Here is a 14,482-nt window from a genome sequence, read left to right as displayed (position 1 = left end):
TCTCAGATCTGTGTACTTTAACCACTAAATATTACACAGTTATTATAAGTTCTTTTTTTATTAATTTTACTATTGCGGCAGGATTCCGCTTTGGGATCACGCCCCGAATTGCGGCTCGGCAGAGTTGCGCCTCGGGAGGACGCTGCCCTTTTCGCTCCCCGAATTGCGCCTCGGGAGGACGCTGCCCTTTTCGCTCACTTCGTTCGCTCAAGAGGGCTAATTTATAAATAAAAACTGAAGTGAGCTCAAGAGGGCTAATTTATGAATAAAAACTGAAGTAAGCTCAGGAGGGATAATTTATGGATAAACAGTATTGTTTCGCCCGCGAAGGCGGACTATTTATAATCGAAGATCTAGTTTTTTCTTTGAAGCAGGTGATTCGGTGATACAGGAAATCAGCAGGTTTGTTCTAATGTTTAAACTCTGGACTTTTTCCGATGCCCTCCGTAAAAGTGCATATTCTTAAAAATGAGCGATTGCATACTTCTGGCTTTCAGTTGGGTTTAATTGACAGAAACAGAAGTAAATGAGATATTTTAGTTAAAAAACCGTTTTGAGGAAATAATTTTTTAATCTCTAATTTTTTAGTCTCTATTTGATGTGATGTCATATCGTTTTATCATACAGTTTTAATATGAACGTCATATTATTTTGATATGAAAAATCGTACATCTATTTTTAATATAAAAGAGCTTTAGAGGATTCTTCCATCAGTTTTTGAAACTATTCTCTCTACTTTCAGTTTCATTTTTTTGGGTTTTCCAGTTCCCTATGTCCATTAAGGCTTTCCTCTAAAGTTTTTCATGAGACCTGGTTGGGCCAGGTATGTGTTGAAAAGTTTACTCAGTAGCTTTCCCACTTTCTTTTTCGGCTTCTTTCTCAGCTTCCTTTTTTTCGGCTCTGTGTTTATGAAGAGCCATTTCTATATTGCTGTGCAGGTCTTCTTCTTTAAAGGGTTTTGAGATGTATCCTGCAGGCTCTGTCGTTTTTGCCCTCTCCAGAGTCTCGTCATCAGTATAGGCGGTGAGATAGAGTACTGGAATTCGGAGCCGGTTTTTAATTTCACGGGCAGCCTCAATTCCATCCATTTCTCCTTTTAGCATGATATCCATCAAGACAAGGTCTGCGTTCGTCAGCTCAGCCTTTCTTATGGCCTCCTCTCCTGTAGACGCAGTACCCGGCACAGTATAACCAAGATTTTTCAGTTTGTTCCTAATATTAAGAGCCACGATATTCTGATCTTCAACAACCAGAATTTTTGCTTTTTTCATTGTATCTCCCCTTTGATATCGGATAAGCCTCCGGATGATCAGTCGTTTTCCCTGAACAGTATTTTGAAGGTAGTCCCTGCACCTTTTTGAAGTTCGATTGTACCCTCCAGTTGTTCAACAAGAATGTTTACAAGTTGCAGACCCAGAGAGCCAGTATTCCTGAAATCAAGATTTTCCGGAAAACCCAACCCATTGTCCGAAACTACCAGCGAATATTGACTACTTTTGTCAACTGAGCTCTTAGCACCAATATTATTGGTGCTATTACTTATACTTTTATTCTCTCCATTCTCATCAACCCTGCAGAGTTTTATCCGGATTTCTCCTTTTCTACCCTGAGGAAACGCATGTTTCAAAGAATTAGACACGAGCTCGTTAATAATTATCCCCAGAGGAACCGCCGTATCCATCCCGAGAAAAGTCTCTTCAATATCCAGCTGCATTCTAATATCGCCTTTTCTGACAGTGTACGAGCGAAGTAGATCTGCAGTCAGTTTTTGAAGGTATTCCGAGAAATCAAGGGTCTCGTTATTTCTCGACCTGTAGAGCTCCTCATGGATTATAGCCATGGTGGCAACCCTGTTCTGGCTCTCACGGAAAGCTTCAAGGACTTCCTTTTCGCTGAACCTTTCGGCCTGGAGTTCCAGCAGGCTGGAAATGACCTGGAGGTTATTCTTTATACGGTGATGGATTTCTTTTTTACGGATTTCTTCTACTTTCCGCAGAGACTCTTCGGCTTCTTTTTGTCCGGTTACATCGTAGACTGCGCCCTGCAGGATTCTTTTCTTACCTGTAAGGTCCGAAACATTCTGGATAATCTCACGGACCCACTTTATTTTCCCATTCCTGTGCTTTATACGGTATTCGTGCTCTATAAGAAGCAGCGGATTATTCACCAATCTTTCATTATTATTAACAAGTTTTTGCCGGTCTTCAGGAAGAACAATCTGATACCAGTTTACTTTCCCGGAGATGAAGTCTTCTCCCCGGTATCCTGTAATTTCCTCCACAATTCCGTCCACAAGAATGGGGGTGAAATCCAGACTTCCCTGGAAGGCTATACCCCTGAAATTCTTCATGAAGGACCTGTACCGCTCTTCGCTCTCTCTCAGTTTTTTCGATGCAAGTTTTATTCCTGTAATATCTTTCATTACTCCGATATCCCTGTAAGAGTGCCCCTGTGCGTCTTTCAGGAAAATCCCGCTGTCCTCCACATACAGATAACTTCCGTCTTTCTTTCTGAATCTGTACTCGGTGGCGAATCTTTCTCCTCTCTCCCTGTACTCTTCAAGCTTTTCGATAATACCTTTGCGGTCATCGATATGGATATGTGTTTCCCAGGCTTTCCTGTTAAAATTCTGGAATTCTTTCAGACTATACTGGGTAAGCTCTTTAATGGCTCCAGCCCATTCGATTTTACCTGTGAGCCTATCATAATCATATACTATCTGGCCTGTCTGTTCGGCGGCAATCCGGTATCTTTCTTCACTTTTCTCAAGATCTTCCTGGGCCAGTTTCAGCTTGGTTATGTCTTTCATTACCCCAAGCATTCTATATGTGCTCCCTTCCTCGTCCCTGAGAAGAACTCCCCTGTCTTCTACATAAATATAATTCCCATCCTTTCTCCGGAACCTGAACTCTTCCCTTAGCCTCTCCCCCTTTTCAAAGAAGAACCTGACTTTTTCTATCACTTTTTCACGGTCATCAGGGTGAATATGCTCTAGCCAGATTTCAGGACTGATTTTCTGGAATTCCTCACAGCTGTAGCCAGTAAGCTCTGCAATAGCTCCAGCCCAGTCTACCTCTTCGGTTTTTGTATTATAGTCGTAAACAATCTGCCCTGTCTGCTCGGCAGCTATCCTGTATTTTTCTTCACTTTTCTGAACTTTTTCAGTTGCTTTCTTTCTCTCAGTGATGTCTTTAATTACCCCGAGTACCCTGTATATGCCGCGACTTTCATCTTTCAGGTAAACGCCGCTGTCTTCTACAGAAAAATAACTTCCATCCTTTCTCCGGAGTCGATATTCCTCAAGGTATTTTTCCCCATTCTTCATGCAATTTTCATGGGCTTTTACAGCTTTTTCCCGGTCTTCGGGATGTACATGGTCAGCCCAGAGGTCAGGAGTGAAGCCCTGGAATTCTTCAAAACTATATCCGGTGAGCTCCTCAATCGCGCCTGCCCAGGAGCTGTGATTATTCTTCACGTCGTAATCATAAATGAGCTGTCCTGTTTGTAGTGCAACTGCCCTGTACCGTTCCTCGTTTCTCTCAAGAATTTCCCTGGCAAGTTTTCTTTCAGTTATATCTTTTATTACTCCGACAATTCGATGAACCTGATTTTCTTCATCTAAAAGGTAAATGCCGCTGTCTTCTACATGGAAATAACTCCCGTCCTTCTTTCTGAACCTGTATTCTTCGAGGTATCTTCCCCCGGCTTTCATACAGCTCTCATGGGCTTTCCACGCTCTTTCTTGATCTTCTTTATGGATATTTCTTATCCAGCCTTCAAGATCAATCTGTTTAAACTTTTCAGGACTGTAACCTGTTAGCTGTAAAATAGCTCCGGCCCAGTCAATTCGCCCTGACTCGATATCATAATCATAAACAAGCTGTCCGGTCTGCTCAGCCGCGATCCGGTATCTCTCTTCGCTTTTTCTGAAGGTTTTTTCAGCCGTTTTACGCTGGGTTATGTCCAGCATTACCCCCACAACACCTGCCACTTTTCCTGAGCTGTCCTGGTATGTGGCTTTATGGAAAAGAAAATCCCTCTGTACACCGTCGGCACAGAACACCTTGGTTTCGTAATAATTGCTTCCACCTTTTTCAATAAGGCTTCTGTCATCTTTATGATAGATTTCTGCAAGCTCTTTTGGAACTCTCTTCTGAAATTCCTGAAAAGAACCCCCTATAACCTCGTCTTTGGGAAGCCCCATAATCTGCCTGGCAAAACTCTCATTACAGTTTACATATATTTCATTCAAATCCCTCTGGAACACAGGGCTTGGAATACTATCAAGCAGGGTTTCCAGAAACTGCACATTATTCTGAAGCTTATTCTCAATTTTCCTGAGCTCGGTTACATCAAGCAGTACGGCAACCATATTCCTTGCCTTTCCTTCTTCTTCGGGAAAAGTTGCCCTGCTCGCCAGAAAATCCCTTTTTATACCGTCGGCGCACATGATTTCTTTCTCATATACATCGCTTCCCCCTTTCTGCAACAACTCCAGATCATCTTGATGGATTTCAAGCGAGGTTTCGGCTGGAGACTTCCTGTACGCTTCAGCAAATGTTTTTCCTATAATCTCTTCCTTTTCCAATCCCAGGACCTGCCTGGCGAAAATATCATTACAACCCAGATACCTGTCCTCACTATCTTTATAAAATACAGGTGCGGGTATCGTGTCCAGGAGAGTTTCAAGAAACTTCAGGTTATTCCTGAGGCTTTTTTCAATTTTTCTCCTTTCCATTACTTCATGTACAAGTTTCTCGTTTGCTTCCGTGTACTCAAGGGTCCTTTTTTCAACGAGCTTTTCCAGCTCTTGCTGATGAATCGAGAGCCTTTCCTCGGCGCGCAGGCGTTCTATGATCCCAGATAACAGAAAAGCAGCAGAATTCAGGAAATATATCTCATCCTCAGTAAATTCTTTTTTTTCTCGACTATAAACTTCCATTATTCCGAAAGGCTTATTTACATCTCCTATCAGGACCGTCACTCCGCTGGCTATGCCGTATCGACTGAAAAGTTTACTGCATTCAAAACGGGTTTCGGTTTCAATATCCTTCAGGATAATCGGTCTTTTCAAAACAAGGGTGTATTCTGCCTGAGAGTTCTCTTTTATCACACTACTGTCTATGGGCCCTTCTTTCCAGCCATATCCTGCCCTCACAATGAAGGTTTTATCGGGCGTGAGTTCCAGAATCCTGGAAAATTCCATACCAAGTCCCTTAGCAATAAGCAGGGTACTTTCTTCCAGAATCGCCTGGAAGTTTTTGCATGTTAAGGATATCCTGCCGAGCTTGCTCAAAGCAAGGTATTGTTTTTCTCTTTTACGGAGTTTTTCTTCGGTAAGAACCCTGAAACTTATGTCAAATCCCTGAAGGTTTACATAATTCTCTGTCGGAAAAGGATAAAGTAATGCAGCATATGTTGTTTTCCCTGCCTGAATTTCAAAATTTTTAGGATATTCCTGTGCGAGAACTCTTCTTATACTATGTCTTAGCGCCTGAGGAACTTTTTCCCCCTCTTTTATGCCCCAGTATCCGAGAAGAGCGTCAGCTGCCCTGTTAGCACGGAGAACTGTTCCCTCCTTTCCCAGCTTCAGGAAAATGTTGGGATTTTTTGGAGAAAGTTCCGCTGCCATTCTTTCTTTACCTGATTCCCCTATCTCTTCTGCTTCTTCGAGCAAATCATTACTTTTAATAATTTACAATCCCCCGTTTTTGTTAATTTGCGTGTTTGCCAGTTGTACAGAAACAGATATCAGTATCTTTATCGAAGTCCAGGCTAAAACATCTTTTGAGGATTTTTCCCAATTTCTCGCTCTTTATTCCTTTAGTCCGACGCTTCCTGGCTTATCTAAGTTAAAAAAATATATATTGACCCATATGTATTCACTATTTAAAAAGTATATGATATCTGTCAGGATTTTTGAAAGTTCGACCTGATTTACTTAAAATTCGAGAGCTTAAAACAACTTATGCATGAAAACAGGCTTTCCTGATATTTGCTAAAATTATCGGGTAATTTATTTGCGTTTTTTAGGCTGCAAGAAGCTCTCGGTTAACTTTAAGCGGCTAATACCTCCGAAAAAACCTTATATTTCTATTTTATGCCGTATAACTTGCCTTTTTGAGCAAGCACTTTTTAAAAGAGCCTGAATGCTTAATGTTTTTAAGTGGACTCGGCGGGTGTACATCTTTAAAGTTTATAGTCCTGGAAGAATATTTTGGTCGTCCTCTGCTGTTTGATTGACATCGTCTCCAGAGTACTTACAATCGGCAATTTTATAACAGTTCGCGAACTACCGTAAGGCATCATCAAAGTGTTGGTCATTCATGGCAAAAAACATAGCAGGCTCAAACGGCGCAAATCTAGGTTTTGAAGAAAAACTCTGGCAGACAGCGGACAAACTCCGAAACAATATGGACGCAGCAGAGTATAAACATGTGGTACTCGGCCTCATTTTCCTGAAATACATTTCGGATGCTTTTGAGGAAATGCACGAAAAACTTTTATCGGAGGTTGAAGACGGAGCCGACCCGGAAGATCCTGAAGAGTATCTTGCAGAAAATGTCTTCTGGGTGCCTCCTGAGACCCGCTGGAACCATCTGGAGAGAAGTGCAAAGCAGCCCACTATAGGATAAACCGTAGACGACGCTATGACCGCAATAGAGCGGGACAATAGCACCCTGAAAGGCGTGCTCCCGAAGAACTATGCACGGGAAGGGCTTGACAAGCAGCGCCTGGGTGAGCTGATCGACCTTGTGGGCACAATCGGCCTTGGGGATAAGGAGAGCCGCAGTAAAGACGTCCTTGGCCGAGTTTACGAGTATTTCCTCGGCAGGTTTGCAGATGCTGAAGGCAAGCGCGGCGGCCAGTTCTATACCCCAAGAAGCATAGTAAGAGTCCTTGTCGAGATGATTGAACCCTACCGCGGCCGAATTTATGACCCCTGCTGCGGGTCGGGCGGAATGTTTGTCCAGAGCGAGAAGTTTATTGAAGCCCATGACTGCCGCCTTGAGAATATTTCCATTTCCGGCCAGGAGTCAAACCAGACCACCTGGCGCCTCTGTAAAATGAACCTTGCAATCCGGGGCTAGACAACGACGGCATCAAATGGGGTGACTCGTTCCATAAAGACCTGCATAAAGACCTGAAAGCCGATTTCATCCTCTCAAACCATCCTTTTAATGACTCGGACTGGAAAGGTGAACTTCTTGCCGAAGACGCTCGTTGGAAATTCGGAGTCCCGCCAAAAGGCAATGCCAACTTCGCCTGGGTTCAGCACTATATTCACCATCTCACCCCAACCGGAATTGCAGGCTTTGTCCTTGCGAACGGCTCCATGTCCTCAAACACCTCCGGCGAGGTGAAATTCTTTTTATCGACGCCCGGAACATGGGAGTTTTGAGGGACCGTACCCACCGCGAACTTACCGACGAAGAAATTCAAAAGATTGCTGACACCTACCACGCCTGGCGCGGGGAAAAAGTCGAAAGCGGAACCTACGAAGATATCCCAGATTTTTGTAAGGCTGCGACCCTTGAAGAAATCAAGAAGCACGATTATATCCTTACCCCTGGCCGTTATGTAGGTTTTGAAGAAACCAAAGAAAAGACGACGATGAGGAATTCGAGGAGAAAATGGAAAGGCTGACCGCAGAACTTTCGGAGCAGTTCAGGAAATTCGGGGAGCTGGAGAAGAAGATTAGGGAAAATCTGGCGGGCCTAGGGTATGAACTCTAATCCCAGGTTAGTAGAATCTGAAACTCTTGAGCTGTGAAAGGTTCCCACTGAAAGTAAAGAAAAACTGAACTTACAAACGAAGCTTAAAAACTAAGTTTAAACATATGCTGCTACAATGAATATTAAGGAAAATATAAATTATAGACAAGCGGAGGGCATTGCCATGAATCCTGATACTGGGAGCAAATTCACTGAAGGGGGAGACTACTCTCTTTCCCGATATCTAAAACCCGATACTCCGGAAATAAAGGAAATGAAAAGTCTGCAAGGAAAGGAGTACAAATACAGTGACTATCTGGGAACAATTGAATATTCGATTGCCAGGTATTTTTGTGAAAATGACCGAAAAATAAAGGACAAAGACGCAGTAGCAGCATTAAATAACATCAAAAATAACTACGATAAAAAAATCTCTTTTTTTAAGCAGGACCTTGAGATAGAAATAATTGAAAACCTGATAGAACTTCTTGAAGATGAACCAATAAGCCATCACGAGTTCAAACTGGCAATCGACTACGTTCTAGAAGTTATCGACAACAGGTCATGGATGGAAGACGAACAGGCGTACCTGAAGTGGGCCACTTATGTTATGGGGCTTTTCACTGAAAAAGAGAGTGAAGAGTACGAAAAAAGCGTCAAAAAGCTTGCCGCTAAAATGGGCCTGTCCAGCAAACATGCAGATCTCATGCTCATGAAAGGAGATGAGGAAGATTATTTCGATTTTGTAGAAAATTACGGAGCAGAGGGCAAAGAAGGACTAACTGAAGAAGAACTGGTAGCCGAAATGGAAACAAAGTTCCTCTCACTGCCCGAGGACGAAAAATTTGATTTCCTGCTGGAAAACGGCTCTGAGTTTTATGAACTCGTAGGCCTCTATATTTCAGACCTGTCCGAAAGAGGCGAATTTGATAAAATCCAGGACCTGTATAAAAAGCTTACTGAAAAATATGATGACTTCCTCTACCTGTATGTTTACATGGGAGGAGTCTATGTTGAAACAGACCCCACCCTTGCTAAATCCTACTTCGAAAAAGCTCTGGAAACTCTGGATAGACTCGATGATCTTTCGGATTCTACCAGAGAAGCATTAAGAGCCAATTTCCTCGATCTTATAAGTAAATTAAAGTGATTTTTCGGGGAAATCCCGACAGAAATCATACAAATTTTCGGCTGGCAGAGAAAAATAATTGAAAGAGCCGGGAAAAAGATCTGGCAAATCAAAAATAGAGGAGCTGTAATAGCTGTCTTTAGCGTGTCTTGGCAGAGTTGCGGCTCTGCAGTGCGCTGTCCTTTTCGCTTCGCTCAAGAGGACTCCCGGCAGAAATTATACAAATTTTCGGCTGGCAGAGAAATAATTGAAAGAGCCGGGAAAGAGATTTGGCGAATCAAACACAGAGGAGCCGTAATAGCTGTCTTTAGCGTGTCTTGTCCGCTCGCAAGCGAGCGGCCTTTCACGAAAACTTTTGAACATTAGAATAAAAATAAATTTTGAAATTAAGCAAAGACAAAGAAGAATGAGCTGAGCGCATGAAGAAAATAGATGGTACGCCAAAAACATTAAGAGAACTGTTCACTGGAGTCAAGTACACTGTTCATTATTATCAACGGGAATATATGTGGGGTAAAAAGCAGATTGAAGAGTTAATCGAAGACTTGACAAGCGAATTCTTAGAGTACTATAGTGAGGACAATTCTCTCAAAGATGTACCTTCTTATGGCCATTATTTCATGGGCTCAATTGTTCTGACTGACAATGAAAATGCAATTATTGATGGCCAGCAAAGACTTACTTCTCTGACTCTTCTTTTAATTTATTTATACCATAACTTAGAAGATGGCGAAGAAAAGGCAGAAGTTTTAAATTTATTTTACTTTAGAAAATCCGGCGAAAAAAGTTTTAATTTAAACGTAGAGGAACGAGAAGAGTGTTTGAAGGCATTGAAAAACGATGAATCCTTCGATACGATAGATAAACCTGAAAGTGTCAGGAATATCTATAGGAATTATGAATATATTGAAGAAATCTTCCCTGAAGAAGTTAAAGGGCAGGCTCTTTTATTCTTTAAAGACTGGCTTCTGGATAATCTGGACTTCATCCGGATAATAACGCAAGCTGAACAGGATGCACATAAGATATTTGTTTCTATGAATGATAGAGGGCTGAGCCTTACCGAAACTGAGATGCTAAAAGGCTATCTGCTCTCTGAAATCAAAGATGATAAAGAGAGAAACAAATGCAACGACATGTGGAAACAGACAATCCTGAACCTGAAAGAGTTAGACAAGGATAATGACTTGACATTTATAAAAAACTGGCTTCGTGCCCAGTTTGCAGCGTCAATAAGAGATACCAAAAAAGATGCTGTTCCCGGAGATTTTGACATTATTGGAAGTGCCTTTCACAAATGGGTGAGGGAAAATTCTTCCAAAATAGGCCTCTACAAAAGCGATAATTATGAGTTTTTTATCAAGAACGATTTCATTAAATTTTCGAAGGTCTACCAGAGGCTTTTAAAGTATTCCACTGAATTCGATAAAGAGTACGAACACGTTTATTACAATGCCAATAACAATTTCACTCTTCAATACCAGTTAATTCTGGCTTCCATCGATCCTAAAGACTCCGAAGAGATTGTCAATAAAAAGATAAAGCTTGTCTCGTGCTTTATTGATCTATTTGTCATTTCAAGAGTTTTTAATTTTAAAACCGTCGATTATTCTGCAATTAAAAATAGAGTCTTTGATTTAACCCAGCAGATCCGCAGGCTGTCCATTGAAGAGCTTGCGGAATATCTCTTCAATTATCTAAATAAATCCGAATTCGAAGTAAAAGAAGGAGCAAGATGGTTTTACCTCAATGGTTTTACCAAGCGGTACATGCTCAACATAATCTCACGGATGACAAATTTCATTGATCAGGAAATAGGCCTGACATATTCCTTTGAAGATTACGTAAGCCGGGACATTCAGAACCCCTGTGATATCGAACATGTTGTGGCAGACCATTTCAACCAGCATACCGAAGAATTCGAATCCGAAGAATCCTTCCAAAAATACCGAAATAAATTCGGCTCTCTTCTGATCCTCCCAAGAGACAAAAACAGAAGCTATAAAGACAAAGTTTACGAAGAAAAAAAAGAAATGTACTTCAGTGAAAACATCCTCGCCCGTTCCCTAAATGAAAAATGCTACCAGAATAACCCTCAATTCCTCAAATTCATAGATAAATATAATCTCAAGTTCAGACCAATTGAACATTTCACCAGACAAGCGATTGTGGAAAGGCAGGAATTATACACCGAACTTGCAGAAATAATCTGGAACAACGAAAAACTTCTGGAATTGAAACAATGATTCAAAAGTTTAAAGAAATCGAGATCGGGATGATTCCTGAAGAATGGAGTATATCCAAGTTTGGAGATTTATTTGAAGTTCCTCTTCGTAATGGTCTAACACGCCCCAAAATGGCTAGAGGTTCTGGTATAAAAATGGTGAATATGGGGAATTATTTTCTTATTGTCGGATTTTCAGTGATGTAGGAATGGATAGAGTACCTATATCAAATGATGAATATGAAAAATTCAAGTTAAAAAAAGGCGATTTGTTATTTGCTAGGCAATCGTTAGTTCTTGAAGGTGCTGGAAAATGTTCCATAATTATGGATGACATTATACCTGCAACATTTGAATCACACATCATTAGAGGTCGTCTGAACGAAAAACTTGCTGATCCGCTATTTTACTACTATTTTTTTAAATCTGCTACTGGAAGAAATCTTGTCTCTTCTATTGTAGAACAAGTTGCTGCTGCCGGAATAAGAGGAAGTGATTTGAGCAAACTTTCTGTATTGTACCTTCCTAAGGAAGAACAAAAGAGTATTGCCAATATTTTCAGCACCCTCGATGACAAAATCGACCTCAACCGCCAGATGAACTCTACTTTAAAACAAATCGCCCAGTCCCTTTTCAAACGCTGGTTTATTGATTTCGAGTTCCCTGACGAAAACGGAGATCCTTACAAATCAAGCGGCGGCAGGATGGTAGATTCGAAATTGGGAGAGATTCCGGAGGGGTGGGGAATTGGTAAGCTTGGAGATATTGCCAGCGAAAAGAGAAAAAACGTAAAAGTTGAAGATATGAATCCAGAAACTCCCTATTTTGGATTGGAACACATACCAAGAAAATCAATATCTCTTTCCGATTGGGGAAATGCAAGCGAAATTTCAAGTAATAAGTTAATTTTCGAGAAAAGGGATATTCTTTTTGGGAATAAGACCCTACTTCCACAAAGTCGGCGTAGCTCCTATTGATGGCGTTTGTTCTACAGATATTATCGTGATTTCTCCGGCAGAAGACTATTATTCGTTTGTCCTTTCAATAGTATCAAGTGAAAAATTTGTAGAATATGCGACTCAAACTTCCGAAGGTACAAAAATGCCAAGGGCAAACTGGAAAACTCTAATCAGGTATCCAGTTGTAATTTCTGATAAGTCGACATCTAAAAGATACAATGAAATAGTTTTGGATTTTGTATACATTATACAAAAAAATATATTTGAATGTAAAACTCTTTCTCAAATTAGAGATTCCCTCCTTCCAAAACTCATGTCAGGAAAAATCAGGGTTGAATGTTGAAATGGCAAAAATTGTTTTGATATCTTGCGTGAGTAAAAAACTGCCTTATAAAGCAAAAGCGAAAGATCTGTACATCAGTACGCTTTTCAAATACAACCTTAAATATGCAAGATCATTGAGCCCTGACAAGATCTTCATTCTTTCTGCAAAATACGGTCTGGTAGATTCGGAGGCGGAAATTGAGCCTTATGATAAATGTTTGATTAATATGTCTTCTAAGGAAATCAAGGAATGGGCAGATTGCGTAATAGACCAGATAAAAAAGGAAGCAGATCTGGAAGAAGATGAATTCATTTTCCTTGCGGGAGAAAAATACAGAAAATATTTACTGCCTCATATTTTGAATTACCAGATTCCTCTTAAAGGACTAGGAATTGGAAAACAACTCCAATATCTTAAAATGAGATGTTAAAATGAGTGAAAAATGCAAACAACTGCATCAATGGTTCAATAATCTGGAAAGGATGAGTTTTCCATTTGATGAGAGGAAAATCCCTCGCAATGGAATCTATATTTTGTTTGAAAAAGGAGAAACTGCCCACGGTATGGGCAGAATCGTTCGCATAGGAACTCATACAGGTAAAAACCAGTTAAGATCACGACTTAAGCAGCATTTCATTAAAGAAAATAAGGATCGGAGCATTTTCAGGAAGAATATAGGGCGAGCTTTGCTTAACAGGGATAAAGACCCGTTTCTTGATCAATGGGAAATAGATTTGACCAGCAGGAAGGCAAAAGAAGAATATTCGGCTTCTATTGACCTTGAGAAGCAGAGAGAAATAGAAAAGAGGGTAAGCCAGTATATCCAGGCAAATTTCAGCTTTGTTGTAATTGAAGTTGAAGCCCAGGAAAAAAGGCTTGAACTCGAATCAAAAATCATCTCCACAATTTCCCTGTGTGATGAATGCTGTCATTCATCGGACTGGCTGGGTTTGTTCTCCCCCAAAGAAAAGATAAGCAAGAGCGGGCTCTGGTTGGTAAATGAGTTGTTCAAAGAGCCTTTATCTGATGAAGATATGCAACAAATCAAAAATTTGGTATCACATGCCGCTGGAATCAATGAATTCCTTGAGTAAAGAACTTTACTTTCTTTTTTGTGCCTATTTCTGTAACTATTATTTTAGTGACTATTCTTTTTGAAATTTCGTGGAATGGCCGCTCTCCTGCGTCGAGCGTGACAAGACACGTTAAAGACACCTATTACGGTTTTCCGGTTTTCAAATAGACCATTTCTTCAGAGCCGCCCGCCGGTTTTTTGATCAGTTTATTGTCGGCTTTGGTTGATTATAAATTGTTGATTCTTCTAAAAAGTGGACTTCGCCGCCGACAAAAAAATATATTATATAAGCTATCGGCCGGTTTATTTATTAAATTTTTTTGATAGCTTGCGTGAGTAAAAATCGCCTCATAAAGCAAAGGCAAAAGATCCGTATGTCAGTTCTCTTTTCAACTTTCTTATATACTCCTTTGTGAATGTCCCATCTAGTTTTAAAACAACCTGGGCAGTCTAAATTTTCCAGAATCACTTAAAAAACTAAGAAAACTCCTGGAATCGATTGGAAAAAATGAAACTTTTTTATAATTTCATACTGTTAACTAATTATTCATCTGTGTAAACGACTTTACAGAGGTTCATAACTTGGTGACCAGGGAAATGAAAGAACCCGAAAAAAATTTCGACCGGGCGATAGAATTTGCCGAGAAAAAGAAAGAGGAAGCACTAAAGAAAGCAACCAATAAGGTTGAAAAAGAGTACTTGGAACAAGCATTCGACAAGGAAATACAGGAACTTAAAGAGAGAAAGAAAAAATTAGTAGATAGTCGTGAATTAACAGAAAAGAAAAAAAACGAAGAAATGGAGAAACGAAGACAAAAGAAAAAAACAAAAGAAACGAAAAATTAAAGGAAGAAACTTAAATCAGGCTCTCATTTTAAGTTTATATAAAGGCCATTTTCAGGTTAATCCAATAAGTTTTTGATTTTTCTAGAAGATAGACTGCGTCGCTTACAGGATAAATATATTTAATTAGTACGCGCTTGATTGATTTTTTTTCGTTTTTCGGTTTTTTTCTTTTTGCCGTGGGAAAAGAATGCTAATTATGATTAGTACTA

The 14,482-nt window shown here is 40.3% G+C and carries 10 protein-coding genes and 1 pseudogene; 8 read left to right on the top strand and 3 right to left on the bottom strand.

Annotated features, from left to right (window positions below; all coding sequences use genetic code 11):
- Positions 1 to 31 precede the first annotated feature (31 nt).
- The 3 genes from ACPK8D_RS09895 to ACPK8D_RS09885 form a co-directional block, all read right to left on the bottom strand.
- Positions 32 to 211: a hypothetical protein gene (locus tag ACPK8D_RS09895; protein WP_424717683.1), complete on the bottom strand. Its 180-nt coding sequence runs from the start codon at positions 209 to 211 to the stop codon at positions 32 to 34.
- 628 nt (positions 212 to 839) lie between these two features.
- Entirely contained in the window at positions 840 to 1,271 is a 432-nt protein-coding gene (locus tag ACPK8D_RS09890) for a response regulator (RefSeq protein WP_424717682.1), read from the bottom strand.
- A gap of 38 nt (positions 1,272 to 1,309) precedes the next feature.
- Complete coding sequence (locus ACPK8D_RS09885; protein ID WP_424717681.1) at positions 1,310 to 5,677, bottom strand: PAS domain-containing protein; 4,368 nt, start codon at positions 5,675 to 5,677, stop codon at positions 1,310 to 1,312.
- Between the two features lie 649 nt (positions 5,678 to 6,326).
- On the opposite strand from ACPK8D_RS09885, the pseudogene ACPK8D_RS09880 reads away from it, so the two are divergent.
- From ACPK8D_RS09880 to ACPK8D_RS09845, 8 genes and pseudogenes are all read left to right on the top strand, one after another.
- Positions 6,327 to 7,736 (top strand): annotated as a pseudogene (locus ACPK8D_RS09880) (N-6 DNA methylase).
- Positions 7,737 to 7,899: 163 nt separating this feature from the next.
- Positions 7,900 to 8,865, top strand: coding sequence for a hypothetical protein (locus ACPK8D_RS09875; RefSeq protein ID WP_424717680.1), 966 nt, complete (start codon positions 7,900 to 7,902; stop codon positions 8,863 to 8,865).
- Positions 8,866 to 9,263: 398 nt separating this feature from the next.
- Positions 9,264 to 11,090 (top strand): DUF262 domain-containing protein, encoded by a 1,827-nt coding sequence (locus tag ACPK8D_RS09870; RefSeq protein ID WP_424717679.1) that lies wholly within the window; start codon positions 9,264 to 9,266, stop codon positions 11,088 to 11,090.
- Between the two features lie 187 nt (positions 11,091 to 11,277).
- Positions 11,278 to 12,045 (top strand): restriction endonuclease subunit S, encoded by a 768-nt coding sequence (locus tag ACPK8D_RS09865; RefSeq protein ID WP_424717678.1) that lies wholly within the window; start codon positions 11,278 to 11,280, stop codon positions 12,043 to 12,045.
- The gene (locus ACPK8D_RS09860; protein ID WP_424717769.1) at positions 11,999 to 12,370 is read left to right on the top strand and encodes a restriction endonuclease subunit S; all 372 of its coding nucleotides are present in this window, start codon (positions 11,999 to 12,001) and stop codon (positions 12,368 to 12,370) included. Before ACPK8D_RS09865 ends, ACPK8D_RS09860 begins: the two co-directional genes overlap by 47 nt.
- Position 12,371: 1 nt before the next feature.
- The gene (locus ACPK8D_RS09855) at positions 12,372 to 12,782 is read left to right on the top strand and encodes a DUF6884 domain-containing protein (protein ID WP_424717677.1); all 411 of its coding nucleotides are present in this window, start codon (positions 12,372 to 12,374) and stop codon (positions 12,780 to 12,782) included.
- 1 nt (position 12,783) lies between these two features.
- Positions 12,784 to 13,446, top strand: coding sequence for a hypothetical protein (locus ACPK8D_RS09850; protein WP_424717676.1), 663 nt, complete (start codon positions 12,784 to 12,786; stop codon positions 13,444 to 13,446).
- A 566-nt stretch (positions 13,447 to 14,012) separates the two neighbouring features.
- Complete coding sequence (locus tag ACPK8D_RS09845; protein ID WP_424717675.1) at positions 14,013 to 14,273, top strand: hypothetical protein; 261 nt, start codon at positions 14,013 to 14,015, stop codon at positions 14,271 to 14,273.
- Positions 14,274 to 14,482 lie beyond the last annotated feature (209 nt).

It is taken from the genome of Methanosarcina sp. (assembly GCF_049706645.1).
Taxonomy (GTDB): Archaea; Halobacteriota; Methanosarcinia; order Methanosarcinales; family Methanosarcinaceae; genus Methanosarcina.
This window is presented reverse-complemented; position numbering and strand designations above follow the sequence as displayed.

Coding starts and splice junctions, on each gene's coding strand:
- ACPK8D_RS09855 (WP_424717677.1), top strand. CDS start 12,372: ATGGCAAAAATTGTTTTGATATCTTGCGTGAGTAAAAAACTGCCTTAT.
- ACPK8D_RS09875 (WP_424717680.1), top strand. CDS start 7,900: ATGAATCCTGATACTGGGAGCAAATTCACTGAAGGGGGAGACTACTCT.
- ACPK8D_RS09870 (WP_424717679.1), top strand. CDS start 9,264: ATGAAGAAAATAGATGGTACGCCAAAAACATTAAGAGAACTGTTCACT.
- ACPK8D_RS09865 (WP_424717678.1), top strand. CDS start 11,278: ATGGATAGAGTACCTATATCAAATGATGAATATGAAAAATTCAAGTTA.
- ACPK8D_RS09890 (WP_424717682.1), bottom strand. CDS start 1,271: ATGAAAAAAGCAAAAATTCTGGTTGTTGAAGATCAGAATATCGTGGCT.
- ACPK8D_RS09850 (WP_424717676.1), top strand. CDS start 12,784: ATGAGTGAAAAATGCAAACAACTGCATCAATGGTTCAATAATCTGGAA.